This is a genomic window from Mycobacterium asiaticum, assembly GCF_001673635.1.
Taxonomy (GTDB): domain Bacteria; phylum Actinomycetota; class Actinomycetes; order Mycobacteriales; family Mycobacteriaceae; genus Mycobacterium; species Mycobacterium asiaticum_C.
Genome location: NZ_LZMH01000031.1, coordinates 148,092 through 174,867, shown reverse-complemented (window position 1 = coordinate 174,867; position 26,776 = coordinate 148,092). Strand labels below are relative to the sequence as shown.

21 protein-coding genes and 1 pseudogene are annotated in these 26,776 nt (G+C 65.8%); 13 read left to right on the top strand and 9 right to left on the bottom strand.

The window, feature by feature from the left end; translation table 11 throughout:
- Positions 1-34 precede the first annotated feature (34 nt).
- Positions 35-1,423, top strand: a complete 1,389-nt coding sequence (locus A5645_RS08165) for a WS/DGAT/MGAT family O-acyltransferase (protein ID WP_065129161.1) — start codon at positions 35-37, stop codon at positions 1,421-1,423.
- On the opposite strand, the gene A5645_RS08160 is transcribed toward A5645_RS08165, so the two are convergent.
- Genes A5645_RS08160 through A5645_RS08150 form a run of 3 tightly spaced genes read right to left on the bottom strand, consistent with a single transcriptional unit; the run spans position 1,420 to position 5,063 of the window.
- On the bottom strand, positions 1,420-2,709 hold the full coding sequence (locus A5645_RS08160; RefSeq protein ID WP_065129160.1) for an alpha/beta hydrolase: 1,290 nt from the start codon (positions 2,707-2,709) through the stop codon (positions 1,420-1,422). The two genes, A5645_RS08165 and A5645_RS08160, sit on opposite strands and share 4 nt — an antisense overlap.
- Positions 2,706-4,328, bottom strand: a complete 1,623-nt coding sequence (gene fadD12, locus A5645_RS08155; protein WP_065129159.1) for an acyl-CoA ligase FadD12 — start codon at positions 4,326-4,328, stop codon at positions 2,706-2,708. Before fadD12 ends, A5645_RS08160 begins: the two co-directional genes overlap by 4 nt.
- A 3-nt stretch (positions 4,329-4,331) precedes the next feature.
- Positions 4,332-5,063 (bottom strand): 1-acyl-sn-glycerol-3-phosphate acyltransferase, encoded by a 732-nt coding sequence (locus A5645_RS08150; RefSeq protein WP_155767908.1) that lies wholly within the window; start codon positions 5,061-5,063, stop codon positions 4,332-4,334.
- Between the two features lie 242 nt (positions 5,064-5,305).
- Between A5645_RS08150 and A5645_RS08145 the strand changes: the two genes are divergently transcribed.
- From A5645_RS08145 to A5645_RS08130, 4 genes are all read left to right on the top strand, one after another.
- Positions 5,306-6,556 carry a PucR family transcriptional regulator gene (locus tag A5645_RS08145; RefSeq protein WP_065033778.1) on the top strand — a complete coding sequence of 417 codons (1,251 nt, stop codon included), beginning with the start codon at positions 5,306-5,308 and terminating at the stop codon, positions 6,554-6,556.
- A 93-nt stretch (positions 6,557-6,649) separates the two neighbouring features.
- Positions 6,650-6,985: a hypothetical protein gene (locus A5645_RS08140; RefSeq protein ID WP_155767901.1), complete on the top strand. Its 336-nt coding sequence runs from the start codon at positions 6,650-6,652 to the stop codon at positions 6,983-6,985.
- A 207-nt stretch (positions 6,986-7,192) separates the two neighbouring features.
- Positions 7,193-8,947 carry a DUF3556 domain-containing protein gene (locus tag A5645_RS08135; protein WP_065129157.1) on the top strand — a complete coding sequence of 585 codons (1,755 nt, stop codon included), beginning with the start codon at positions 7,193-7,195 and terminating at the stop codon, positions 8,945-8,947.
- 7 nt (positions 8,948-8,954) lie between these two features.
- Entirely contained in the window at positions 8,955-10,388 is a 1,434-nt protein-coding gene (locus tag A5645_RS08130) for a phytoene desaturase family protein (RefSeq protein WP_065033775.1), read from the top strand.
- A gap of 477 nt (positions 10,389-10,865) precedes the next feature.
- Here the strand turns inward: A5645_RS08130 and A5645_RS08125 are convergent, their stop codons facing one another.
- A complete protein-coding gene (locus A5645_RS08125; RefSeq protein WP_065129188.1) occupies positions 10,866-11,657 on the bottom strand; it encodes a hypothetical protein in 792 nt (263 codons plus the stop codon).
- A gap of 428 nt (positions 11,658-12,085) precedes the next feature.
- Here A5645_RS08125 and gap point away from each other — a divergent pair, with 428 nt between their 5' ends.
- From gap to tpiA, 3 genes are read left to right on the top strand one after another with little or no spacing between them, the layout of a single operon-like run.
- Entirely contained in the window at positions 12,086-13,105 is a 1,020-nt protein-coding gene (gene gap, locus A5645_RS08120) for a type I glyceraldehyde-3-phosphate dehydrogenase (RefSeq protein ID WP_065129156.1), read from the top strand.
- A 2-nt stretch (positions 13,106-13,107) separates the two neighbouring features.
- Positions 13,108-14,352 (top strand): phosphoglycerate kinase, encoded by a 1,245-nt coding sequence (locus A5645_RS08115; protein WP_065033772.1) that lies wholly within the window; start codon positions 13,108-13,110, stop codon positions 14,350-14,352.
- 14 nt (positions 14,353-14,366) lie between these two features.
- Entirely contained in the window at positions 14,367-15,152 is a 786-nt protein-coding gene (gene tpiA / locus A5645_RS08110; RefSeq protein WP_065129155.1) for a triose-phosphate isomerase, read from the top strand.
- A gap of 11 nt (positions 15,153-15,163) precedes the next feature.
- On the opposite strand, the gene A5645_RS08105 is transcribed toward tpiA, so the two are convergent.
- Positions 15,164-16,573, bottom strand: coding sequence for a hypothetical protein (locus A5645_RS08105; RefSeq protein WP_065129154.1), 1,410 nt, complete (start codon positions 16,571-16,573; stop codon positions 15,164-15,166).
- A gap of 362 nt (positions 16,574-16,935) precedes the next feature.
- On the opposite strand from A5645_RS08105, the pseudogene A5645_RS29420 reads away from it, so the two are divergent.
- Both A5645_RS29420 and A5645_RS29415 read left to right on the top strand, forming a co-directional pair.
- Positions 16,936-17,427: pseudogene (locus A5645_RS29420) on the top strand (PAS domain S-box protein); the annotation flags it as partial.
- 9 nt (positions 17,428-17,436) lie between these two features.
- Positions 17,437-18,699, top strand: coding sequence for a putative bifunctional diguanylate cyclase/phosphodiesterase (locus tag A5645_RS29415; protein WP_436405477.1), 1,263 nt, complete (start codon positions 17,437-17,439; stop codon positions 18,697-18,699).
- 7 nt (positions 18,700-18,706) lie between these two features.
- Here A5645_RS29415 and secG read toward each other — a convergent pair whose 3' ends face one another.
- Positions 18,707-18,940 carry a preprotein translocase subunit SecG gene (secG, locus tag A5645_RS08095; protein ID WP_036355638.1) on the bottom strand — a complete coding sequence of 78 codons (234 nt, stop codon included), beginning with the start codon at positions 18,938-18,940 and terminating at the stop codon, positions 18,707-18,709.
- Between the two features lie 254 nt (positions 18,941-19,194).
- Here secG and A5645_RS08090 point away from each other — a divergent pair, with 254 nt between their 5' ends.
- From A5645_RS08090 to A5645_RS08080, 3 genes are read left to right on the top strand one after another with little or no spacing between them, the layout of a single operon-like run.
- On the top strand, positions 19,195-19,395 hold the full coding sequence (locus A5645_RS08090; protein ID WP_065129152.1) for a hypothetical protein: 201 nt from the start codon (positions 19,195-19,197) through the stop codon (positions 19,393-19,395).
- 33 nt (positions 19,396-19,428) lie between these two features.
- Complete coding sequence (gene ppc / locus A5645_RS08085; protein WP_065129151.1) at positions 19,429-22,236, top strand: phosphoenolpyruvate carboxylase; 2,808 nt, start codon at positions 19,429-19,431, stop codon at positions 22,234-22,236.
- A gap of 21 nt (positions 22,237-22,257) precedes the next feature.
- Entirely contained in the window at positions 22,258-24,561 is a 2,304-nt protein-coding gene (locus A5645_RS08080) for a molybdopterin guanine dinucleotide-containing S/N-oxide reductase (RefSeq protein ID WP_065129150.1), read from the top strand.
- A gap of 91 nt (positions 24,562-24,652) precedes the next feature.
- Here the strand turns inward: A5645_RS08080 and A5645_RS08075 are convergent, their stop codons facing one another.
- The 3 genes from A5645_RS08075 to opcA are packed head-to-tail and all read right to left on the bottom strand — an operon-like array spanning position 24,653 to position 26,754.
- Positions 24,653-25,054: an ATPase gene (locus A5645_RS08075; protein ID WP_065033765.1), complete on the bottom strand. Its 402-nt coding sequence runs from the start codon at positions 25,052-25,054 to the stop codon at positions 24,653-24,655.
- A gap of 51 nt (positions 25,055-25,105) precedes the next feature.
- Positions 25,106-25,846: a 6-phosphogluconolactonase gene (pgl, locus tag A5645_RS08070; protein WP_065129149.1), complete on the bottom strand. Its 741-nt coding sequence runs from the start codon at positions 25,844-25,846 to the stop codon at positions 25,106-25,108.
- The gene (gene opcA / locus A5645_RS08065; protein ID WP_065033763.1) at positions 25,843-26,754 is read right to left on the bottom strand and encodes a glucose-6-phosphate dehydrogenase assembly protein OpcA; all 912 of its coding nucleotides are present in this window, start codon (positions 26,752-26,754) and stop codon (positions 25,843-25,845) included. Before opcA ends, pgl begins: the two co-directional genes overlap by 4 nt.
- Positions 26,755-26,776: the final 22 nt, after the last annotated feature.

The window sequence follows — 26,776 nt, the reverse complement described above, 5'->3', positions numbered from 1 at the left end:
GCTTCGTCGGGTGGACGAGCGCTACGGTCGGGGGATGAAACGGCTCTCGAGTGTTGACGCGGCGTTTTGGTCGGCCGAAACCGCAGGCTGGCACATGCACGTCGGTGCACTGGCGATCTGCGATCCCAGCGACGCGCCCGACTACAGCTTCCAGAGACTGCGCGAATTGCTGATCGAGCGGCTTCCGGAGATCCCCCAACTGCGCTGGAAGGTCACCGGTGCGCCGCTCGGCCTGGACCGGCCGTGGTTCGTCGAGGACGACGAACTCGACATCGACTTCCACGTCCGCCGCATCGGTGTGCCGGCTCCAGGTGGCCGGCGCGAGGTCGACGAACTCGTCGGCCGGCTGATGTCCTACAAGCTGGACCGGTCCCGGCCGCTGTGGGAACTCTGGGTCATCGAGGGCGTCAAAGGGGGACGCGTCGCCACACTGACCAAGATGCACCACGCCATCGTCGATGGTGTCTCCGGCGCCGGGCTGGGTGAGATCCTGCTGGACATCACGCCCGAACCGCGGCCTCCGCAGAAGGAGACGGTCGGCTTCGTGGGGTTCACCATCCCCGGTTTGGAGCGGCGCGCGCTCGGCGCCCTGATCAACGTCGGCATCATGACCCCTTTCCGCATCGCCCGGTTGCTGGAACAGACCGTGCGGCAGCAGATCGCGGCGCTGGGCGTCACACGGCCGCCGCGCTACTTCGACGCCCCCAAGACCCGGTTCAATGCGCCGGTGTCGCCGCACCGGCGGATCACCGGCACCCGCGTCGAGTTGGAGCGGGCGAAGAAGGTCAAGGACGCCTTCGGGGTCAAGCTCAACGACGTGGTGCTGGCGCTGGTGGCCGGTGCGGCCCGCGAATACTTGGAGAAGCACGACGAACTGCCGTACAAGCCGCTGATCGCGCAGATTCCGGTGTCCACCCGCACCGACGACAACAAGTCGGACGTCGGTAACCAGATCAGCTCGATGACGGCATCACTGGCCACCGACATCGACGACCCGGCCGAACGGCTACGGGCGATCCACAAGAGCACGCAGGACGCCAAGGAGATGGCCAAGGCCCTCTCGGCGCACCAGATCATGGGGCTCACCGAGACGACGCCGCCGGGCCTGCTGCAACTTGCTGCCCGCGCCTACACCGCCAGCGGGCTGTCGCACAACTTGGCTCCAATCAACCTGGTCGTCTCCAATGTGCCCGGTCCGCCGATGCCGCTGTATATGGCCGGCGCCAAACTCGAATCGCTGGTGCCGCTCGGACCGCCGGTGATGGACGTCGCCCTGAACATCACCTGCTTCTCCTACCAGGGATACCTGGACTTCGGCTTCGTCACGACACCGGAAGTGGCCAACGACATCGACGAGATGGCCAAGGCGATCGAGCCCGCGCTGGCCGAGTTGGAGCGCGCGGCCGAGAAGTTGGACGATTAACTGACCTGACCGTTGGCCGACGGCGGGTTCGTCACGTAGACCCAGGACAGAAACCGGGCGACCGCGTCGGCGGACTTGTGCGCCCGCGGGGAGCCGAAGATGTCGAATGCGTGCTGGGCGTTGGGCAACTCGGCGTAGGCCACCGGCGATTTCGACACCGCGCGCAGCTCCTCTACGAACTCCTGCGCCTCCTGGACCGGGATCAGCGAGTCGTCGGTCCCATGCAGGACGAAAAACGGTGGCGCGTCGGGCTTTACATAGCGGATCGGTGAGGCGTCGACATAGATGTCGCGGTGCGTGCTGAATTTCTTTTTGACGACCAGCTTTTCGAGGATCTCGACGAATGCCGCGCGCCCGCGGTCGTTGGTGGAGAACCAGTCGTAGCGGCCGTAGAACGGCACCGCCGCCACCACCGATGTGTCGGCGTCTTCGAAGCCGGGCTGGAACTTGGGGTGGTTCTCGGTCAGCGCCGCCAGCGCCGTCAGGTGACCGCCGGCCGAACCCCCGCTGATCGCAACGAAATTCGGGTCACCGCCGTAGGCGGCGATGTTCTCCTTGACCCAGGCGAGCGCCCGCTTGACGTCCACGATGTGGTCGGGCCAGGTGTGCACCGGGGACACTCGGTAGTTCATCGACACGCACACCCAGCCCCGCGAAACCAGGTGCGACATCAGGGGATAAGCCTGCGGACGACGCCATCCGATCATCCAGGCGCCGCCCGGCACCTGCAGCAGGACCGGGGCCTTGCCGTCGCGCTCCAGGTCGCGCCGTCGCCAGATGTCCGCCAGATTCGACCGCCCGTGCGGACCGTAGCGGACGATGTTCTCCTTCTCGACGAACCGGCGTCGCGCCATGGTGGTGCGCAGCGGCGGATTGCGCCGGCCGGTCTGAGTGGGTTGTGTCGGCAGGGCGGTGAGCTCATCGGCGTAGTCGGGACCCAGCTGATCGGAAAGCGCCGCTTCCAAGACGGGTCCCGGGGTGATGAGTCCGCGGTACCCGATCACTCCCAATATCGCCCAGGACGCGGCCGTCAGCGCCAGCGCCACTTTGCCTTTGGGCCCGGCGAAGTCCCCGCGCCGGCCGCGCCGCACCGCGTCCAGCGCCGAGGCGGCACCGTAGATCAGCGGCACTTCCGATGCCGGCCAGCCGAACCAGAACACCGTGGGGGAGGCGTACGGGTTACGGGTGAGTGGCCGTAAACCGTTGGCGGCGTTGACAACCTCTACCGCGGCGCGGGTCAGCGGCCGGGGCCGACGCAGTTCGCGTAATACCCGCCCAACGTTCATGAACCACTCACCCGGGCTTTCAGCTCGTTGCGCAGGATCTTGCCGGTGCTGCCGCGGGGCAGCTCGTCGAGCACCGTGATCGAGCGGGGGACCTTATAGTTCGCGAGGTTTTCGCGGACGTGCTGCTTCAGCGTTTCCTCGGTGGCCGATGCGCCGGATTCCAGCACCACGAACGCTGCCAGTCGTTGACCGTACTGCTCGTCGTCGACACCGATCACCGACGCCTCGGCAACCTCGGGATGACTCGCGAGGGTCTTCTCCACTTCGATCGGATAGATGTTCTCCCCGCCGGAGACGATCATCTCGTCGTCACGGCCGACCACGAACAGTCGGCCGTTCTCGTCGAGGTAGCCGACATCCCCGGACGACATGAAACCGGCGTGGAAATCCTTTGTCTTGCCGGATGTATACCCGTCGAACTGCGTGTCGTTGCGGACATAGATCGTGCCGACCTCGCCGGTGGGCAGTTCGTTGAAATCCGAGTCCAGGATCCGGACTTCGGTGCCGCCCGCAGGACGGCCGGCGGTGTCGGGGGCCGCACGCAGATCCTCCGGTGTGGCCGTCGCAATCATGCCGGCCTCGGTGGCGTTGTAGTTGTTGTAGATGACGTCGCCGAACTGATCCATGAAGGCGATCACCACGTCGGGCCGCATCCGCGATCCCGAGGCGGCGGCGAACCGCAATGACCTTCCGCTGTATCGGTTGCGGACTTCCTCGGGCAGCTCCATGATGCGGTCGAACATCACCGGCACCACCGCAAGGCCCGTGGCCTGGTGACGGTCGATGAGCTCCAGCGTCGCTTCCGGGTCGAACTTGCGCCGGGTCACGATCGTGCACGCCATCGACGCGGCGAAGATCAACTGCGAGAACCCCCAGGCGTGGAACATGGGCGCCACGATCACCACGGTTTCCTCGGTGCGCCACGGGGTGCGGTCCAGGATCGCCTTGAGCGTGCCCAGCCCGGCGCCGCCGCCAGACTGCTTGGCGCCCTTGGGACTTCCGGTCGTGCCGGAGGTGAGCAGGATCATCTTGCCCTTGTTGCCGGTGCGCTGGGGACGCTGCCCAACATGATCGGCGATGAGCTTCTCCACCGTCAGGCCTTGCGGCTCGTCGGTCCAGGCCAGAATGCGGGTGGCATCGGGCCGGTCGGTCATCGCTCGCTCGACCGTCGCGGTGAACTCCTCGTCGTAGATGACCGCGTCGACGCCTTCGCGGTTGACCACATCGGCCATCGCCGGACCGGCGAAGGACGTGTTGAGCAGTACCACATCGGAGCCGATGCGGTTGGACGCCACCAGCGATTCGACAAAGCCGCGGTGGTTGCGGCACATGATGCCAATGACTTTCGGTTGCCCGGTCGGTAATTTCTGCAGGGCCGTGGCCAGTGCGTTGATCCGTTCGTCCAGCTGTCGCCAGGTCAGCGTGCCGAGCTCGTCGATCAAGGCCGGACGGTCCGGGCACCGCTGAGCCGCTCCGGCGAAGCCGACCGTCATCGCCATTCCCTCGCGGCGCATCGCCGCGGCCATCTTCAGGTAGCGGTCGGGCCGCATGGGTGCGATCACCCGTGCGCGCCGGAATGTGTCGATGATGCCGAGGGCTTGTTCGATCCGAGAATCCATGGCTCAGCCCAGGATCGGGAATCGACGCTTTGAGGCCAGCTTGTTCAGGCCCTCCTGCATGACCGATCGCACGTGTTCGTCGACCTCGTCGACGTCGGGGTCTTCGCCGAATTGCGCGGTAATGTCGATCGGTTCCAGCACCTGCATCACGATCTTGGCGGGGAGCGGCAGATTGGGCGGAATCGCGGCGCTGAAACCGAAGGGGAACCCGAACGAGAGGGGCAGGATGTCGCTGCGCACCAGTCGTTTCAGGCCGAGGCGCTGGGCCAGCCAGGTGCCCCGGCTCAGGTACAGCTGGGTCTCCTGGCCGCCGATGCCCACCAGTGGCACTATCGGCACACCAGCTTCGATCGCGGTGCGCACGTATCCCTTGCGGCCGTTGAAATCGATGGTGTTCTCGGCGGTGGTAGGCCGGTATGCGTCGTAATCACCGCCGGGGAAGACGACGACCACGCCCCCGGACCGCAGTGCCTGCGCGGCGTTCTCGCGATTGGCCCGGATATAGCCCGTCTTGCGGAAGAAATCGCCGGTGACACCCATGAAGAGGATGTCGTGGCTCAGCGTCAGCACCGGCCGGTCGAAGCCGAACTTGTCGTAGAAGCCCATGCTGAAGATCGGGACGTCCATCGGGAACTGGCCGCCGGAGTGATTGGCCACCACAAGCGCTCCGCCGTCGGGGAACGAGTCCAGACCGTGCACCTCGGCGCGGAAGTACGTCTTGAGGATGGGCCGCATCACGCTGATCAGGCGCTGGGTCAACCCAGGGTCGAACTTGCCGATGTCTCCGACGTCCAGGCTGTCGCTCTCGCTCACTGAGGCTCCCTCGGGCTATCCTCGCGGCCCCCTTGCCGTCGAGTCCCTAGATGGTAGCGACCAGCGTTTGCCCGGCATAACAAAGGCGGCACCGAGCAAAGGTCTCCCATTGTTGCGTTCGGGGGAGCACAGTTGGTGCAGCACAGCGAAGAAGGGACGCGGGAATGACCGGAGTCGGTGCTCCACCCATTTCGGTGATCGTTCGGCGGATCGACAAATGTCGCGACCAGCTCATTGATGAGTTGTTCGAGAAAATGCGGGTGGAGATTCGCGGGCTCGACTACGACACGCGGATGACTGATCTGTGGCGTGCGAGCCTCACCGAGAACTACATCGCAGCCATCAACTACCTGGATCGCGATGCGCCCACGGCTCTGCTGGAGGCACCGCCCGCGGCGTTGGCATACGCTCGCGCGGCCGCGCAGCGCGACGTCCCTTTGGCGCCGCTGGTGCGCGCCCATCGGCTGGGGCTCGCCGCGTTCTTGGAGGTGGCGATGCGGCACGCGTCGGCACTGGAGCCCGCGCAGCAAGCACCCACGATCATCGAGCTGGTCAACCGCTCCGGTCGGCTTACCGACATGGTTGCCGAGCAGTTGATCGCGGCCTACGAAGCAGAACACGATCTTTGGCTCAGCCGTCGCAGCGGGTTGCAACAGCAATGGATCGGCGAGTTGCTCGCCGGTGCGCCGGTCGACGCTTCGCGCGCCGAGCGGGCGTTGCGCTATCGATTGGACGCCCGGCATATCGCCGCGGTGGCGTGGGTGCAGCCCACGGTGCCGGGGGCAGAGGTCGTGGCGTTGTTCGACGAGGTTCGCTCGCTGATTACCGAGGAACTCGGGCCGGCAACGGATTCGCTGATGATGCCGACCGACGAGTGTGAAGCCCGGCTCTGGTTTGCGCCAGGCTTGCCGGTTGACGCGGCGCGGCTGCGTTCCGCAGTCACGTCGGCGAAGCTTCCGGCGCACCTGGCGTTCGGTCGGGTTGAGCAGGGGCTGCGCGGCTTCCGCGCATCGATGGAGCAGGCCCAGCGGGCCAAGGCGGTGGCCGTCGCCGGCTGCGGTCGGTTCGGCGACCGAGTTGTCTTCTACCCCGACCTCGTCCCGATAACTTTGATGGCCAACGATGTAGAAGAACTTCGCCGCTACGTCAGCGACGTCTTGAACGGCCTGGCCGTCGACGACGAGCGCGGCGAATGGTTACGTGAGACGCTGCGACAGTTCCTGTCACTGAATCGCAGTTACGTTGCCACCGCGCAGGCGATGACACTGCACCGCAACACGATTCAGTACCGTGTCGGGCAGGCAATGGAATTGTCGGAACAGAGCTTCGACGACCCGGACGCGGTGTTCAAGGTGCAGGTAGCACTAGAGGTGTGCCGGTGGATGGCGCCAGGGGTGCTGCGCGCGGCCAGATAGCCGCCGTGTTCGTGTCGCGCGCACGACCGCGCGCGTGAGCTTTGTTGTCCCGGCACCTGGTTGACCAACAACGCCCGTCATATCGTGCTGGACATGACCGTCGCTACGGGTGATTACCAACGGACACAAGTGTTTTCGCCCACGCCGTGGCCCCACATCGATCGGGCCGACCGCAAGCACCCCAACGCCGACCATCGGCAGGCGGTGTACTTCGTCACCATGCTTACTGCGCACCTACGGCGGATAGACCGCCGGATCGCCAGATGCCGTGCCGCCATCGCTTCCGCCGAGGTGGCCGGTGACATCGAAAACATCTACGGATTCCGCAGCCTGCTCGAAGACGAACAGCAGGAGCGCGAGGCGGTCGAGATCTGGCTGGACAATCTGCGGCGGCGATTTTGTCCGCCCGGCGGCCGCAAGCGCCGCTGAGTTCTCGGCGGGTGCGATTTCGGGCGACCACCGTCGAGGCGACGGGGGCGTCTGCGGGCATCTGAGGGGTAGCCTGCAGGCGCTTCCGCCGGCAGCCGGCTGGACAATGGTCCGCGCCCACACGAGTACGGCTGGGCTGCCGCGGGTATTGCCACGCCGGATAGATTTGGACTCGCCGAGGGTTTTCGAACAAGAAGCGAGGTCGCCATGGGATTCATGTCACCTGACCTTCCCGATGTCGACCGAGACAGCTGGCCGACGCTGCCCCGGGCGACCCGGCTGCAGGTGGTGACCCGGCATTGGGCGGAGAACGGATTCGGCACGCCGTACGCGGTCTACCTGCTCTACCTGATCAAGATCGCCCTCTACGTGGCAGTCCCCGCGGCCATCATTTCGCTCACGCCCGGGTTGGGCGGCCTGGGCAGGATCGGCGAGTGGTGGACGCAGCCGATCGTGTACCAGAAGGCCATCATTTTCACCTTGCTGTTCGAAGTCCTGGGGTTGGGCTGCGGGTCGGGTCCGCTCACCGGGCGGTTCATGCCGCCGATCGGCGGAGTCCTGTACTGGTTGCGCCCGAAGACAATTCGGCTCCCGCCGTGGCCGGGCAAGGTTCCGTTCACCAGTGGCGACTCCCGCAGCGTCATTGACGTCGTGCTGTATGCCGTCGTCTTGCTCAGCGCGGTGTGGGCGTTGCTCGCTCCTGGCGACGGGCCGGTGACCGGCGCCGGTGACGTCGGGTTGCTCAATCCGATCCTGGTCGTCCCGACGATCGTCGCGCTGGCGCTGCTGGGATTACGCGACAAGACCGTCTTTCTGGCCGCCCGCGGCGAGCACTACTGGCTGAAGCTGTTTGTTTTCTTCTTCCCGTTCGCCGACCAGGTCGCGGCCTTCAAGCTCATCATGCTGCTGCTGTGGTGGGGTGCCGCGACCTCTAAACTCAATCACCATTTCCCCTACGTCGTGTCGGTGATGACGAGCAACAACGCCCTGCTCCGCAGCAAGCTGTTCAATCCGGTCAAGCGCCGGATGTACCGCGACCACGTCAACGACCTGCGGCCGACCATCATCCCTAGGCTGATGGCCCACGTCGGCGGTACCACAGCGGAATTCATCGTGCCGACGGTGCTGGTGTTCATCGCTGGAGACCAGCCGTGGCGGTGGTTCCTCATCGGGTTCATGGTGATCTTCCACCTGAACATCCTGTCCAACCTCCCGATGGGAGTTCCGTTGGAGTGGAACGTTTTCTTCATCTTCTCGCTGTTCTATCTGTTCGGCCATTACGGCTCGATCCGGGCCATCGACCTGCGTTCGCCGCTGTTGCTGGCCTTGGTGCTCATCTCGGCGACCATCGCGGTGGTAGGCAACTTCTTCCCCGAGAAGATCTCGTTCCTGCCGAGCATGCGCTACTACGCCGGCAACTGGGCCACCAGTGTGTGGTGCTTCCGCGAAGGGGCCGAGGACAAGATTGAGGCCAACGTTGTGAAAAGCTCTGCGCTGGTTGTCAATCAGCTGGCCAAGCTCTACGACGAGGCGACCGCCGAGATCATGGCCGACAAGACCGCCGCGTTCCGGGCGATGCACACTCACGGACGCGCGCTCAACGGCTTGCTGCCGCGTGCGATCGACGACGAGTCCGCTTACAAGATCCGGGAGGGCGAGATCGTGGCCGGCCCGCTGGTGGGCTGGAACTTCGGCGAAGGCCACCTGCATAACGAACAACTGCTGGAAGCGGTTCAGCGACGGTGCAACTTCGCCGAGGGTGAGGTGCGGGTGATTGTCCTGGAAGGCCAGCCGATCCATATTCAGAAGCAGTGGTACCGGATCCTGGACGCCAGGACCGGATTGATCGAATCCGGTTACGTCGAGGTGGCTGACATGCTCAGCCGCCAACCCTGGCCCGAGCCCGGTGACGAGTTCCCAGTGCACATCACGACCGAACCCGTGGTGCACGGTACCTCATGACCACCTCATGACCAGGGCCGTTGTCGTCGGTGCCGGCCCCAACGGGCTGGCCGCGGCGATCCACCTGGCCCGGCAGGGCATCGAGGTCCAGGTGCTGGAGGCCCAAGACGCGATCGGCGGCGGAGCGCGCTCGGGTGAACTGACGGTGCCCGGGGTCATCCACGACCACTGCTCGGCATTTCATCCGCTCGGTGTCGGCTCCCCGTTCTGGAAAGAGATCGACCTGACGAGCTACGGCCTCACCTGGAAGTGGCCGGAAGCCGACTGCGCACACCCGCTGGACGACGGTAGCGCCGCCATGCTCTACCAGTCCGTCGTCAAGACCGCCAAGGGACTGGGCGCCGACCGCCGCCGGTGGCGGGCCGCCATGGGCGGTCTGGCATCCGGGTTCGACGAGCTCGTCGAGGACCTGCTGCGGCCGGTCATCAACATTCCGCGCCATCCCCTGCGCCTGGCCCTCTTCGGCCCGCGCGCGGTGCTACCGGCCACCGCGGTGGCCGGATGGTTCCGCACCGAACAGGCGCGGGCCCTGTACGGCGGCGCCGCCGCGCATGCCTATACGCGGCTGGACCGGCCGCTGACGGCGTCGCTCGGGTTGATGGTTTTGGCCAGCGGTCATCGGTACGGCTGGCCGGTAGCCGAGGGCGGCTCCGGGTCCATCACCCGGGCTCTGGGCGCGGCCCTGGACGCCGCCGGTGGACGTGTGAGCACCGGTGTGACGGTGCGCAGCCGCCGCGACATCCCGACCGCCGACATCATCATGCTCGACCTCAGCCCCGTTCAGGTGCTGGACCTCTACGGCGACGCGATGCCCACCCGCATCAGACGGTCCTATCGGCGCTACCGGGAAGGGTCATCGGCGTTCAAGGTCGACTTCGCGATCGAAGGCGACATCCCGTGGACGAATCCGGAGTGCGGGCGCGCAGGCACGGTCCACCTAGGCGGCAATTTCGATGAGATTGCCGACACCGAGCGGCGGCGGGCGGCGGGCACGATGGTGGAGCGCCCGTTTGTTCTGCTCGGCCAGCAGTACCTGGCCGACCGCTCGCGCTCGGTCGGCAAGATCAACCCGATCTGGGCGTACGCGCACGTGCCGTTCCGGTACACCGGGGATGCGACCGCTGCCGTCGTCGAACAGATCGAGCGGTTCGCCCCCGGGTTCCGCGACCGCATCGTCGCCACCGTGAGCACCGGGACCGCTGAGCTGCAGGCCCGCAACCCCAGCTACATCGGCGGTGACATCATCGGCGGCGCCAACGACCGGCTGCAGATCCTGTTCCGTCCCCGCATCGCCCTCGACCCTTATGCCATCGGCGTTCCGGGCGTCTACCTGTGCTCACAGTCCGCGCCGCCGGGGGCCGGGATCCACGGGCTGTGCGGGTATCACGCCGCCGAATCCGCGTTGCGGTGGCTGTCTGGACGACGAACGCATCGGCGCTGAAGCCCGCGCCGGCTCGCCGGAGCCGAAATGTGACGAACCCTTCACCGAATTGCGCACCCGCGCTTGCACTTCACGCCGCGATCCACCTCTAGCATCAGTATTACAACCGTGTCAGTTAACCCAGGAGGTTCGGGCCCTACGCCTTCCGCACCGCCACCTACGCTTAATGTGGTGGCCGCTCAATTCCGCGGAACTGAGGAATTGACCGCCCTGGTGTGCCCGCTTTATCTGATTTGAGCGCGGCATATTTATTCGTAATGCGATTAGTGCGTGAACCGTCTTCCCCAGGCGGTGGGATAATTCCGCATGCATGGGAATAGGCAAGCAATTGCCATCCCCGATGGCAGACCAAAGGAAAATAGCCCTCAACCCTGTTCGCACGGCGCATTTCTGCCATTCCGCCGCCAAGCATGACGGAGACGACAAAGCGGGTTCCCCGGCCGGGCCGGCCGCGGGAACCCGCTTCGTGAGTCGGTCTCAGCCGGTAGGGCCCGCCGGGCCTGCCGGAGTGGGCTGGCCGGGCACCGGGCCACCGGTGGGAGCGGGCTGGGTCGGGACACCCTTCCCGGTCCCCGACATATCGGTGATCGGGGCGCTCACCGGCAGCGGGACGCCGTCGGCTCCCAGCGCGATCAGCGGGCCGGCAACCGGAACCGGAGCGCCCACCGGCACGGGTGCGCCGACCGGGACCGGCGCGCCGACGGGAACGGGAGCCCCGACGGGAACCGGAGCGCCGACGGGAACCGGAGCCCCAACGGGAACCGGTGCGCCGACCGGGACCGGTGCGCCGACGGGGACCGGCGCGCCGATCGGAATGGGGGCCCCGACCGGCACCGGAGCAGCCACCGGCCCCGGCACCACCACTGGTACGCCGGACATATCGGCGATCGGCGCACTGGCCGGACCGCACGCTTCGGCGGTCGCTGCTCCGCCCGCCGGTGTACCGGCACCGGCCGGCCCACCCGCGGGTGTGCCCCCGCCGCCCGCTCCGCCGCCTCCACCGGCTCCCGCCGGTCCGCTCGCGCCTCCGGCGCCGCCGCCGTACGCGCAGCACACGGTGTGGGTGCCCGCGGCCCCCGCGCCGGCCGCGGCGGCAGGTCCGCCCGCCGCGGGGGCGCCCCCAAGTTCACCCGACATGCCCTGGATGCATGCGTGGCCACCCGTGATCAGCGGGACCGCCGCTGCCTCCGGGCTCATCGAGATGGCGGCCCCGCACAACCCAGCGCTCGCGGCAATTATCTTGATGTTGAATCGATCAAAGATCGCCATCAACGTCACTCCTTAATTCGCGCTCACACATTTCACATCAGGTGGTCCAGCAGAACCGCATAGCCGTACCGAAGCCGTGCCTGACGACCGGCTCAATAATTAGGTGTCGGTGTGCAACCTGAGCCGCGCCGCGCCGCGCCGTTTCCAAATGGTGACGTTCGGCCATATCGGGCCACAGAAAAAGGCGGCACGGCTGCACCACGAATGGCGGTGGTCGCCGCCCCAGGGGCAGCTGAATCGTCAAAGAAAGGGCGCGGCCAAAACGTGAGCGGGGCCACAACACCGGCACCAGCCGTTCATGGTGCAGCCGGGCGGATTAGGTTCAAAGTCGATGGGCGGTCTTACCGGCCCAGCAATGGGTACCGCTACTGATCTAGGCTGGCGACGAGCAGATCATCAGCGCAAATTTTGGACACAAGGAGAGACACGTGACGGTCCGAGTTGGCATCAACGGCTTTGGTCGAATCGGACGCAACTTCTACCGGGCCTTACTGGCTCAGCAGGAGCAGGGCGACGCCGACATCGAGGTGATCGCGGTCAACGACATCACCGATAACAACACGCTGGCGCACCTGCTCAAGTTCGACTCGATCCTGGGCCGGTTGCCGCACGAGGTCAGCCTCGAGGGCGAGGACACCATCGTCGTGGGTCCGGCCAAGATCAAGGCGCTCGCTGTCCGCGAGGGTCCGGCGGCGATGCCGTGGGGCGACCTGGGCGTCGACGTGGTGGTGGAGTCCACCGGCATTTTCACCAACGCGGCCAAGGCCAAGGGCCACCTGGACGCCGGCGCTAAGAAGGTCGTCATCTCCGCACCAGCGACCGACGAGGACATCACCATCGTGCTCGGCGTCAACGACGATAAGTACGACGGCAGCCAGAACATCATTTCCAACGCCTCGTGCACGACGAACTGCCTCGGGCCTCTGGCCAAGGTGCTCAACGACGAGTTCGGCATCGTCAAGGGGCTGATGACCACTATCCACGCCTACACCCAGGACCAGAACCTGCAGGATGGCCCGCACAAGGACCTGCGCCGGGCCCGCGCGGCGGCACTGAACATCGTGCCCACCTCCACCGGTGCGGCGAAGGCGATCGGCTTGGTGCTGCCCGAGCTGAAGGGCAAGCTCGACGGGTACGCGCTGCGGGTGCCGATCCCCACCGGTTCGGTCACCGACCTCACCGCGGAACTGTCCAAGTCCGCCGGTGTCGACGAGATCAATGCCGCCTTCAAGGCCGCCGCCGAGGGTCCGTTGAAGGGCATCCTGAAGTACTACGACGCGCCCATCGTCTCCAGCGACATCGTCACCGACCCGCACAGCTCGCTGTTCGACTCCGGGTTGACCAAGGTCATCGACAACCAGGCCAAGGTGGTGTCCTGGTACGACAACGAGTGGGGCTACTCCAACCGCCTCGTGGACTTGGTCAAGCTCGTCGGTAAGTCCCTCTAGCCGTGGGCGTCCCGACTCTGAAAGACCTTCTTGCCGAAGGCGTTTCCGGACGCGGCGTGCTGGTGCGCTCCGATCTCAACGTTCCGCTCGACGATGACGGCAACATCACCGACCCGGGCCGGATCACGGCGTCGGTGCCGACGCTGAAGGCGCTGCTCGACGCCGGCGCCAAGGTCGTCGTCACCGCGCACCTCGGCCGGCCCAAGGACGGCCCGGACCCGAAATACTCATTGGCCCCGGTCGCCGCCGCACTCGGCGAGCAACTCGGCCGGCACGTGCAGTTGGCCGGTTCCAACCAGTCCGGAGTGGTCGGCACCGACGCGCTGGCCCGGGCCGAGGGTTTGACCGACGGTGACATCCTGTTGCTGGAGAACATCCGTTTCGACCAGCGCGAGACCAGCAAGGACGACGGCGAGCGCCTCGCCCTGGCCCGGCAGCTCGCCGAATTGGTCAGTCCGGGAGGCGCTTTCGTCTCCGATGGGTTCGGGGTGGTGCATCGTAAGCAGGCCTCGGTCTACGACGTCGCGACGCTGCTGCCGCACTACGCCGGCACGCTCGTCGCCGACGAGATCGAGGTCCTTGAGCAGTTGACCAGCTCCACCGACCGTCCCTACGCCGTGGTCCTCGGTGGATCGAAGGTGTCCGACAAGCTCGGGGTGATCGAGTCACTCGCCACCAAGGCCGACAGCATCGTCATCGGCGGTGGCATGTGCTTCACCTTCCTTGCCGCGCAGGGTTATTCCGTCGGCAAGTCGCTGCTCGAAGAGGACATGGTGCAGACCTGTCGCGACCTGCTGGAGACCTATCACGATGTGCTGCGACTGCCGGTCGACATCGTGGTCACCGAGAAGTTCGACGCCGATTCGCCGCCGCAGACCGTCGCCGCCGACGAGATCCCGGACGGACTGATGGGTTTGGACATCGGACCTGGTTCGGTCAAGAGGTTCACCAACTTGCTGTCCAACGCCAGAACCGTGTTCTGGAACGGTCCGATGGGTGTCTTCGAGTTCCCGACGTACGCCGAGGGCACCAAAGGGGTGGCCGAGGCGATCGTCGCCGCGACCGGCAAGGGCGCGTTCAGCGTGGTCGGCGGTGGGGACTCCGCCGCCGCGGTCCGCGCCCTGAAGATCCCCGAGGACGCCTTCTCGCACATCTCCACCGGTGGCGGCGCGTCACTGGAATACCTTGAGGGCAAATCGCTTCCGGGCATCGAGGTGCTCGGCAGCGAGCAGCCCGAGCAGAACTGAAGGGGAGAAGCCTCGTGAGCCGCAAGCCGCTGATCGCCGGCAACTGGAAGATGAACCTGAACCACTTCGAGGCGATCGCGCTGGTGCAGAAGATCGCATTCGCCCTGCCGGACAAGTACTTCGACAAGGTCGATGTCACGGTGATCCCGCCGTTCACCGACCTGCGCAGCGTGCAGACCTTGGTCGACGGCGACAAACTGCGCCTCACCTACGGCGCTCAGGACTTGTCGCAGCACGACTCCGGCGCTTACACGGGTGACATCAGCGGGGCCTTCCTGGCGAAGCTGGGTTGCAGTTTCGTCGTCGTCGGGCACTCCGAGCGGCGCACCTACCACAACGAGGACGACGCGCTGGTGGCCGCAAAGGCCGCGGCCGCCCTCAAGCACGAGCTCATCCCGATCGTCTGCATCGGCGAGCATCTCGATGTCCGCGAGGCGGGAAACCACGTGTCGCACAACGTGGAACAACTGCGCGGATCGCTGGCCGGCCTGTCCGCCGAGCAGATCAGTCGGGTCGTCATCGCTTACGAGCCGGTCTGGGCGATCGGCACCGGGCGGGTGGCCAGTTCCGCCGACGCCCAGGAGGTGTGCGCCGCGATCCGTGCCGAGCTCGCCTCGCTGGCCTCCCCGCAGATCGCCGAGACGGTGCGGGTGCTCTACGGCGGCTCGGTCAACGCCAAGAATGTCGGCGATCTTGTCGCACAGCAGGACATCGACGGTGGACTGGTCGGCGGCGCGTCACTGGACGGCGAGCAGTTCGCGACGCTGGCGGCCATCGCCGCCGGAGGACCGCTGCCGTAACAGGCCCCGGCCTACGTGTGACTGGCCAGTGCCGCATACTTCCCGGCACGCGCCACGGCATAGGACCGCCACAACTGGCGGTCCATCGAGGCGAACACATGGTCGGCGATATGCTTCGCCAGCTCCAATTGCTCGGCGGTCAGCGACGCTGGGGCGCTGATCTCGATCGAGCCGCCCGCATCACCGGTGAGGCTGGGCGGATCATGCCTCCCGCAAAGGTAATCCAGCCGGCCACCGGTTTCCGCTTCCGCCGCAAGCGCCAGCGGTTGTGTCTGCGCGAAGAACTCTTCACCCGTCGACTCAAGGGCTACCAGCATCCACCAGCGCAACACCGGATCCCGTTGGCGCAACGCAATTTTGGCGAACTCGACCATGTTCTGCCGATGCAGATCCATATCGGCATCCAGAAACAGCCACTCGAGAGCGTCACTGGCCGTGTGGCCCAGCACCTGATCTAGTCCCAGTGCTTCCCAGTCGGACAGGAACAGCTTGCTGTGCTGGGACAAGCGCGACGCCCACGCGTTGACAGCCTGTTCCTCCGCGCTACCGGGGTGCGCATAGGTCATGGCGTACTTGGTCAGGTCGCGGTACCCGAGGATGTCCATCACCCACATCGGGATGAAGAGACGAAGCCTGTCGGCCGGGCCGTGCTCGTCGCTGCGCAGCCAGTCGTAGAACGGATGCGCGCGCAGACGCGCTTTGTGCTGCTCGATGTGACGAACCAGCTCGGCGTCATGGTCATCACGCGGTTTGACCACGAGCGAGGGCGCCGTCCAGTCATCGCGGGCCAGCGAGACCACCTCTGGTTTGTGGGGGACGACTCCCGGTTCCAGGTACGTTGTGGCGTAGTCGTGGAATCCGGTGAATATGTCGTCGAAAATGCCGAACATGCGCCGACACGCGTCGCCGGCGCGTTCGCGGCGCTCGGGATCGAGCACGACCGCCTCGAACAACCCTTCGGTGTTGGCGACGTGCCCGGATTCCAGGTCCAGGTGGTACGGGCCGAAATAGCGGTATTCCAGACCGGTCTGGCGTGACAGCTCGGCCGCGACGCGGGCGGTGTTGCTGAGCATCACATGTCCGGTCGCTTCGCCGGCTTCCGAGTGGCCGAACCGGATCAGCGCATCGTCACCGTCGTCGACAGCCAGCCTGATGAACTCAATTCCACTGCGGCGGAACGTTTCCTGATCCGGTGAGAGGAACAACCACCAGAGCATGTCGCTGGTACGCCAACCCAGCCGGGAATCCAGGTCGAGCTTGCGCCAATCTTCCAGAAACATCCTCGAATGCTTCTCGTCTTCGAGAGTGCCGAGGTTGATCAGCCATTCGTATTCGTCTCGCGGCTCCGGGAAGCGCAGCACCCAGCGGTTCATGTCCCGGAACTGCATTATGAAGAACGCGCCGGCCGGCCCGATGGCCAAGCGGTCCCTTGCGGGGACCTGGTCGCTAGAAAGCCACTTGAAAAACGCATGTCTACGCGCTGCCTCCTGGCCCGCATCGCGCAGTTCCATCACATGTTTCATCGCGAGGTCTTTCTTTGCTGGACTCGACCGCTGCAGCTGAGTCGCTAACGTCAACCGGCCTTTCGAAGTTGTGCTAATTATACGCCCGTTGAGTACAATCGTTTAGTTGCCTCACCACCCGCCACATGTCGGATCCCGGGGTGAGTTCATCTCATCGCTGGTGCTGGTTTGGTATCGGGTTGGAAAAATGTGTGTTACTGCTAACGGGTGTTGACCGCGTGTCGGTGACCGGTCTGCAAGGTGGATGAGTCGTCTCGGGGATGGAGGAACTCAACGAGATGGACGGTCAAGACGACGTGGGCGGCGTGCTCACGGGGGAGACAACCAACATGAGGGCAGCCAATGGCGCTCTCGAATCGATTTTCGCCGGCGGTGCGAGCGGCCGGGACGCAGCGCTCCTGCGTGCGGTATTCGCACAGTCGGGCGTCGGGGTGGGCATTTCCGACATCATGGGCAAGATTTTGGTGGTCAACGACGCGTTCGCGAACATGTTCGGCTACGAGACCGAAGAATTCATCCGGACGTTTCAGGTCACCGATCTCACCCATCCGGACGACACGATGGAAGTGTGGGATCAGTACGCGGCCTTGATGCGGGGCGACGTCGAGATGGTAAGCCTGGAAAAGCCGCACCTGCATCGCGACGGGCACACCATCTGGAACACCGTCAACGTTTCCCTGATCCGCGACGCCAACGGCGTACCCATCTACACGCTGGCCGTGTTCGGAGATGTCACCGACCGGCGCGAGCTCGAACAACAGTTGCGTCATCAGGCTTCACACGATCCGCTGACCGGATTGCCCAATCGCAGCCAGTTCTTCGACCGCCTCAGCACGGCGTTCGAAGACCCGCAGTCCCGGGTGGGCATCTGCTACGTCGACCTCGACGGTTTCAAGGACGTCAACGACACGCTCGGCCACGACATCGGTGACAAGCTACTCGTCGAGGTCGCTGAGCGGCTGTCGTTGTGCCTGCAGCGGCCCGAACAATTCGTCGCGCGCCTCGGTGGGGACGAATTCGTCTTCCTGCTGCCGGAGCCGGCCAGCACGGACGAGGTCACCGAGCTCGCCGACTCGGTGCTGCGTGTTCTCGAGTCGCCCTTCGACGTCGACGGCAACCCGATCACCGTGTCCGCCAGCGTGGGAGTGATGGAACAGGAGGTCGCCATCATCTCCGAAGTCGACCTGATGAAGGGCGCCGACGTCACGCTCGCGCGTGCCAAGCAGGCCGGCGGCAACCGGTGGGTGATCCACGATCGCCACCACGAGAACACCCCGATGCACAAAGCCCTCGATCGCGGTGAGTTCCGCCTCGTCTACCAGCCGATCGTGCGGCTCTCCGACAACGCCGTCATCGGAGCCGAAGCCTTGGTGCGGTGGGAGCACCCGACGCTGGGGACACTGCTGCCAGACCGATTCATCAATCTCGCTGAGCGCAACGGCATGATCGTGCCGCTCACGACGTTCGTGGTGGAGCAAGCATGTCGCCACGTGCAGGGCTGGCGAGCCAGTCAGGCGGTCGACTCGCCGCTGTTCGTCAGCGTCAATGTCGCCGTCCGAAATGTGTGTGATCCGAGCTTTCTCTCGGTGGTCAAGAACGCCCTGCACCACAACGGACTGCCGCCGCATGCGTTGCAACTGGAGCTCACCGAAAACGCGGTCCTGGGCAAGGACGAGACCTCAGTACGCAGGATGCAGCAGCTGTCGGCCATGGGCGTGTCGATCGCCATCGACGATTTCGGCACCGGCTTCTCCAGCCTGGCCTACCTGCGTGATCTGCCGGTCGATGTGGTCAAGCTGGCCGGGGAGTTCATCAACAACCTCGGCGGCAACATTCACGGTCGGCTGGCTGACGAACAGATCACCAGAGCCATGATCGACCTGGCTCACACGCTAGGGCTCACCGTCACCGCCGAACAGGTCGAGACCCCCAGCCAGGCGGCCCGGTTGCGGGCCCTCGGCTGCGACTCCGCGCAGGGCTGGCACTTCGGCAGGCCGGTAGCGCCGGAGTTGTTCAGATTCTGACGGCCGCTCAGCGGTACTTGATCAGCAACGCCATGCCGATCACCGAAACCAGCCAGATTCCGGTGATGAACAGCGTCAGCCGGTCGAGGTTCTTTTCCACCACCGTCGAGCCGGACAGGCTGGACTGCACACCGCCACCGAACAGCGTCGACAGGCCGCCACCCTTGGCGCGGTGCAGCAACACCAGCAACACCACCAACACGCTGGTGACCACAAGGGTGATCTGCAGGGCCAATTCCATACGGGCAGACTACCCAACGCCGCCGGACCGCCCGCGACGGACGCAGCAATAGAACGGGATCAGCCCAGGTGAGGCTGCACCAGGGATACGGTGAGCTGCAAATTCGCCGTCGATCGGGGCGCGCCCATGAACAATGCCCAGCCAGGCTGGCCCTATGGCCGACCCGCTCACGGCCGGCGTCTCCGGGTCGTCACCATCTGCACGCCTACTGCCAGGACGGGCTCTATCGAAGACAGTTCGGGCGGGCCGACCTGATGGTCGATGTCGCGCCAGGGCAGTGGGTCGAACTCGAATACCGGATGCGCTCGTTCGGCGGTCCGGGTTTGCTCGGTCCGCCGACGGCAGGTATCGACCAGGCCAGCAAGGTGGTTTTCGGGCTGGTTGCCGGCCTGCTGCTGGGGATTCCCGCCCTGATATTCATCGTGTTCGTCATCGCATCGGTCGCCGCCAAATAGCCGACTCGGCGGTTCCCCTCAATACTGGGACATATGGTCGAGGTTTCTGACACCGCGCTGGACCCCATCGGCGACGTGCACCGAACGGCGTTGGGACGCGAGGCGACCGAGCCCATGCGCGCCGACATCCGGCTGCTGGGCGCCATCCTCGGTGACACGGTGCGCGAGCAGAACGGCGAAGAGGTGTTCGACCTCGTCGAGCGCGCCCGCGTCGAGTCCTTCCGGGTACGACGCTCGGAGATCGACCGCGCCGAGGTGTCGCGCATGTTCGACGGCATCGACATCCACCAGGCCCTTCCCGTCATCCGCGCCTTCACCCAGTTCGCACTGTTGGCCAACGTGGCCGAGGACATCCATCGGGAGCGCCGCCGCAGCATCCACGTCGCCGCCGGGGAACCCCCGCAGGACAGCAGCCTGGCCGCCACCTACCTCAAATTGGATGAGGCGGAACTCGATTCGGCGACGGTCGCCGAGGCTCTCAAGGGCGCGCTGGTGGCGCCGGTGATCACTGCCCATCCGACCGAAACCCGGCGGCGCACCGTCTTCGTCACCCAGCACCGCATCACCGAGCTGATGCGGTTGCACGCCGAAGGTCACACCGAGACCGACAGTGGCCGCAGCATCGAACTGGAGTTGCGCCGCCAGATCCTCACGCTGTGGCAGACCGCGATCATCCGATTGTCCCGGCTGCAGATCAGCGACGAGATCGCCGTCGGACTGCGGTATTACCCGGCCTCGTTCTTCGAAGTCATTCCGCGGGTCAACGCCGAGGTAAGGGAGGCCTTGCAGAAGCGCTGGCCCGACGCGAACCTGCTGTCTGGACCGGTGCTGCGCCCGGGCTCATGGATCGGCGGCGACCGCGACGGCAACCCGAACGTCACCGCCGAGGTGGTCCGGCTTGCTACCGGCAGCGCCGCCTTCACCGCGCTGTCCCACTACCTGACCGAGCTCGACCACCTCGAGCAGGAGCTGTCGATGTCGTCACGGCTGCTCGACGTGACATCCGAACTCGGCGAGCTGGCCGAGGGCTGCCAGGACAAGGCACGCGCCGACGAGCCGTACCGCCGAGCGTTACGGGTGATCCGGTCCCGGCTGAGCGCCACCGCCACCGCGATCCTGGACGAACAGCCGCAGCACCTTCTCGATCTAGGTCTGCCGGCGTATGACACGCCCGAGGAACTGCGGGCCGACCTCGACACCATCGACGCGTCCTTGCGCACTCACGGCAGTGCCGTGCTGGCCGACGACCGGTTGGCGTTGTTGCGGGAAGCCGTGCACGTGTTCGGGTTTCATCTCAGTGGCCTGGACCTGCGGCAGAACTCCGACGTGCACGAGGAGGTGGTCGCCGAACTGCTGGCCTGGGCCGGCGTGCACCCGGACTACGCCTCATTGCCGGAAGACGAGCGGGTGGAACTGCTGGTGACCGAACTGAGCACCCGCCGGCCGCTGATCAGGGACCGCGCGCATCTGTCCGAGTTGGCGCGCAAGGAGCTCGACATCGTCAGCGCCGCCACCCACGCCGTCGAAACCTACGGTCCCGCAGCGGTTCCCAATTACGTCATCTCCATGTGCCAGTCGGTGTCCGACATTTTGGAGGTGGCGATCCTGCTGAAAGAAGCGGGACTGCTGGACGCCTCGGGGGAGGAGCCGTACTGCCCGGTCGGCATCTCGCCGCTGTTCGAGACGATCGACGATCTGCACAACGGGGCGGCGATCCTGCAGACCATGCTGGAACTGCCGCTGTACCGGGCCATGGTCGCCGCCCGCGACGACGAGCAGGAAGTGATGCTGGGCTACTCCGATTCCAACAAGGACGGCGGTTATCTGGCCGCCAACTGGGCGGTGTACCGCGCCGAGCTGGCACTGGTCGAGGCGGCACGTAAGAACGGAATTCGGTTGCGGCTCTTCCACGGTCGGGGCGGAACCGTCGGGCGCGGCGGCGGGCCGAGCTATCAGGCCATCCTGGCGCAGCCGCCCGGCGCGGTGAACGGCTCGTTGCGGCTCACCGAACAGGGTGAGGTGATCGCCGCCAAATATGCCGAGCCCCGAAGCGCCCGGCGCAACCTGGAAAGCCTGGTGGCGGCCACCCTGGAGTCGACGCTGCTCGACGTCGAAGGTCTTGGTGACACCGCCGAACCGGCCTACGCCGTGCTCGACGAAGTCGCCACGCTGGCCAACCGGGCATACGCCGAATTAGTCCACGACACAGCGGGATTCGTCGAATACTTCAAGGCCTCCACCCCGGTCAGCGAGATCGGGTCCCTCAACATCGGCAGCCGGCCGAGCTCACGTAAACCCACCGAATCGATCGCGGACCTGCGTGCCATCCCGTGGGTGCTGGCGTGGAGCCAGTCGCGGGTCATGCTGCCCGGGTGGTACGGCACCGGAGCGGCTTTCGAACAGTGGATCGCGGCCGGCCCCGAAGGTGAGGAGGAACGGCTGGCGGTGCTGCACGATCTCTACGAGCGCTGGCCGTTCTTTCGCAGCGTGCTCTCCAACATGGCGCAGGTACTGGCGAAAAGCGATCTCGGCCTGGCCGCCCGCTATTCCGAACTGGTCGACGACGAAGCCCTGCGGCGCAGGGTGTTCGACAAGATCGTCGACGAGCATCGCCGCACGATCGCTATGTACAAGCGCATCACCGGCCAGGAAGACCTACTCGCCGACAATGCTGCGCTGGCGCGTTCGGTGTTCAACCGGTTCCCTTACCTGGAGCCGCTGAACCACCTGCAGGTGGAATTGCTGCGCCGCTATCGCTCGGGGGAGGACAACGAATTCGTTCAGCGCGGCATCCTGCTGACCATGAACGGGTTGGCCAGCGCGCTCCGGAACAGCGGGTAGCCGGCCCCCTAGACTGCAGCAATGGTGCACACCCACACGTCGACGACGCACTGGGGCGCGTTCAACGCCCAGGTCCGCGACGGCGACATCGTGGCGGTGAGCGCGCTGGGCCGCGATACCAACCCCGCTCCGCAACTACAGAATCTGCCCGGTGCCATTCGCCATCGCAGCCGCGTCGCCAATCCCGCCGTGCGGCGCGGTTGGCTGGAAAACGGCCCAGGCCCCAGCGACCGGCGCGGCGCGGACGAGTTCGTCGAGGTCGGCTGGGACGAGTTGATCGAGCTGCTGGCCACCGAGCTGCGCCGGGTCGTCGACCGCTACGGCAACGAGGCGATTTACGGCAGCTCCTACGGCTGGGCCAGCGCTGGACGGTTCCACCACGCCCAGAGCCAGGTGCACCGCTTTCTGAACCTGCTGGGCGGCTACACCGCGTCGCGGCACAGTTACAGCGCCGGCGCGTCGGAGGTGATCTTCCCGCACATATTCGGTGGCGAGTTCTACGACATGATGAGCCGGTCCACCACCTGGGACGTCATCGTCGAGCACACCGACCTGCTGGTGGCGTTCGGCGGTTTGCCGCTGAAGAACACCGCGGTTATGCCCGGCGGCACCACCCGCCACCCCGACCGTGACCACATCGCCGACTATCGCGGGGGAGGCGGCCGGTTGATCTCGGTCAGCCCGCTGCGGGACGACATCACCGCGATCGCCGGGCATCTCGGCGAAAAGTGCCAATGGATCCCGGCTATACCGGGGACCGACGTGGCGATCATGCTGGGCCTGGCCCACGTGCTCATCACCGAGTCACTGGTCGATCGCGCCTTCCTGGACACCTATTGCACCGGATACGAGCGCTTCGAACGCTACGTCCTGGGTGGTACGGACGCGGTGGCCAAGACCCCGGAGTGGGCGGCGCATCTGGCCGGTGTGGACGCGGACGTGCTGCGGGATCTGGCCCGACGGATGGCGGCGGGCCGCACCCTGATCACCACCAGCCTGTCGCTGCAGCGGATCGAACACGGCGAGCAGACAGTGTGGATGGGCGCCACCCTGGCTGCCATGCTCGGCCAAATCGGGCTCCCGGGAGGGGGTTACGGCCATGCCTACGGCTCCAACGGCATCGGCAACCCGCCGCTGGCCTGCGGCTTGCCGACCCTGCCGCAGGGCGCCAATGCGGTGCGCACGTTCATCCCGGTGGCCGCCATCAACGAGTTGTTGCACCGGCCGGGTGACAAGCTGCCCTTCAACGGTCAACTGCTCGATCTGCCCGACATCAAGTGCGTCTTCTGGGCGGGCGGCAACCCGTTCCATCACCACCAGAACCTGCCGCGGCTGCGCCGGGCACTGGCTCGGGTCGACACAATCGTTGTGCACGAACAGTTTTGGACCGCGATGGCCAAACACGCCGACATCGTCGTACCAACGACCACCAGCTTCGAACGCGACGACTTCGGCGGCAGCCGCACCGATTCCACCTTGATCGCCATGAAGGCGATGGTCCCGCCATACGCGAACGCCCGCGACGACTACGACACCTTTGCCGCACTGGCGCACCGGATGGGCTTCGGCGAGCGGTTCACCGAGGGCCGCACCGGATACGAATGGCTGGAGCACATGTACGGCAAGTGGGCGGCCGAACAGGATTTCGCCGTGCCGACCTTTGCCGAGTTCTGGCGCGCGGGCGAGCTCGAATTGCCGACCCGAACCGGCCTGACGTGGTTTGCCGACTTCCGCGCCGATCCGGTCAATAGTCCGTTGGGGACGCCGAGTGGGCGCATCGAGATCTTCTCGGCAACGATCGACCGGTTCGGGCTGCAAGACTGCGCCGGCCACCCCAGCTGGTTCGAACCGACCGAGTGGTTGCACGGTCCGCGTGCCACCAGATTTCCGCTGCACATGATCGCCAACCAGCCGCGCACCCGGCTGCACAGCCAACTCGACCACGGCGCCGCCAGTATGGCATCGAAAATTCATGGCAGAGAACCGATCCGGATGCATCCTGTAGACGCGGCAGTGCGCGGTCTCGGTGACGGCGACATCGTGCGGGTGTTCAACGATCGAGGAGCCTGCCTGGCCGGTGTGGTGGTCGACGACGATCTGCGGCCGCAGGTGGTGCAACTGTCCACCGGCGCGTGGTTCGACCCCGCCGACCCGGCCGACCCCGATTCGATGTGCGTGCACGGTAACCCGAACGCATTGACCAACGACGTCGGGACATCCTCGCTGGCGCACGGCAGTACCGGTCAGCATGTGCTGGTTCAGGTGGAGAAGTTCACCGGTGAACTGCCGCCGCTACGCGCGCACGAACCGCCGCGTCTCAGTTGACCCGGTCCACCAACAGGTGAGCACACGTTTCAGCAGTCAGTGGAGGTGTTCAACGGAGTCGACCGAGGCGCACAGGTTTTCGGGGCACGACCTAGTGGACCGACCGATTTCGTAGGCGGTCCAGCACCCCACGCAGGACGTGTTCGGTCGCCGAGAGCGGCGTCATCATCGTTTCGCCCAGGCCGACCACGTAGTCGAACCGTTCGATGATCGCCTCCACCGGCTCGAGCAGGACGACCAGCCGCTGCGCAAGGTCGTCCAGGCTGGACAGCGTTCTGTCCAGGTGGTTCAAACCACCTTCCATGCGCTCAACGGTGGCATTGAGCGCACCCAGGCATTTGTTGAGCTCGACCAGGGAGGTGCTCAGACCGTCGAGGACGTCCTCGACCTGCTCCACCGTCTTGTCGGCATTTAACGCCGCCTGGGTAAGCGTCTTCACTCTTTGCCGAGCCGGGGTCGGACGGCCGCCGCTTCTGTCTGCCATGACGGTCATTATTACCGCATTGACATCGGTGAACCTACCCCCGGCAGCAAATGCCCGATGTCAACCGGAAAGTTTGCCCGCGGCGTCCCGGTCGAGCAGCCACCGAGTGGCCTCCCGTCCCACGGCGCCCGCTGCCGGGACTGAAACGGGATCGGCGCCGCCGAGGGCGGCGGCCACCGCGTCCGCTTTCCCCGCCCCCGAGACGATCAGCCACACCTCCCGGGAACGCTGAATCGCGGGCAAAGTCAAGGTGATTCGCAACGGCGGCGGCTTCGGACAATCCTCGACCGCGACCACCAGACGGTCGGTCTCGCGCACGGCGGGCGTGTCCGGGAACAGTGAGTTGATGTGTCCCTCGGGTCCCATGCCCAGCAGGTGGACGTCGAAATCGGGTGCCGTCTCACCGGGTGCGGCGTTCGCCGCCAGGATCTGCTCGTAGGCCAGCGCGGCGGCATCGATGTCGGGACCGAATTCGCCGTTGCTGGCTGCCATTGGATGTACCTGGCTCGCCGGCACCGGGACGTGGTCGATCAACGCTTCCCGGGCCTGCTTCTCGTTGCGCTCGTCGTCGTCCTCGGGCACGTAGCGCTCGTCACCCCAGAACAGGTGGACCTTGGACCAGTCGACCTGCTGTGTGTCGGCGAGGTAGCGCAGCAGGGCGATACCGTTGCCGCCGCCGGTGAGTACGATCAGCGCTTGCCCGCGAGCCTGAACCGCGGCATTGATGGCGCTGACCAACCGTTCACCGGCCGCCTGCACCAAAGCCTCACTGTCGGCGAATACTTCGATCTCTGCGCTCACTGGTATTGCACTTTCTCGATACCTTGCAGTGCGGCGTGGAAGATCTCGTCGGCGTGCAGTCGGCGCAGGTCTTCGGCCAGGCATTCACCGGTTTCCCTGCGCGCCAACGGAACCAGCGCTTCGGGCTTGGCTGTGCGGCTCAGGGTTGCGGTGGTTCCTTCCTGCGGCCGGCTCAACACGATGGTCTCGCTCTTGCGCACCAACTCCACCTTCAGCTCGCCGACCTCACGGCGCACCGGGCCATCGATGCAGTGGGCCAGCCAGCCCGCCAGGATGTCGAGGGCGGGTTCGTCACGCAGACCCGAAACCAGCGCCGACTCGATCGGCTCGTGCGGCGGCAGGTCGATGGCCGAGGTGAGCAGCGCGCGCCAGTAGGTGATGCGACTCCACGCCAGGTCGGTGTCGCCCGCGGTGTATCCGGCCAGCCGGCTCTTGATCGCCGACAACGGATCGACGCCGTTGGTGGCGTCGGTGATGCGGCGAATCGCCAACTTGCCCAACGGGTCCTGCGCCGGGACCGCCGGGGCGATGTCCGGCCACCACGCGACCACCGGGATATCGGGAAGCAGGAAGGGGGTTACGACGCTGTTGGCGTGACCGGACAGCGAACCGGACAGCTTGAGTACGACGACCTCGCCGGCGCCGGCGTCGCCGCCCACCCGGATCTGGGCGTCCAGGCTCGGCTTGTCGGCGTACGGGTCACCACGCATCGCGACGATGACGCGACTGGGGTGTTCATGGCTGGCACCGTTGGCGGCCTCGATGGATTCTTCGAGCACCGCCTCGCTGTCGGGGGCGATGATCAACGTCAGGACCCGGCCCATCGTGACAATGCCGGCCTTCTCGCGCATGTCGTCGAGCTTCTTGTTCACCGCCGTGGTGGTGGTGTCAGGCATGTCGACTATCACGGCCGCTCCTGCGCATCAACGC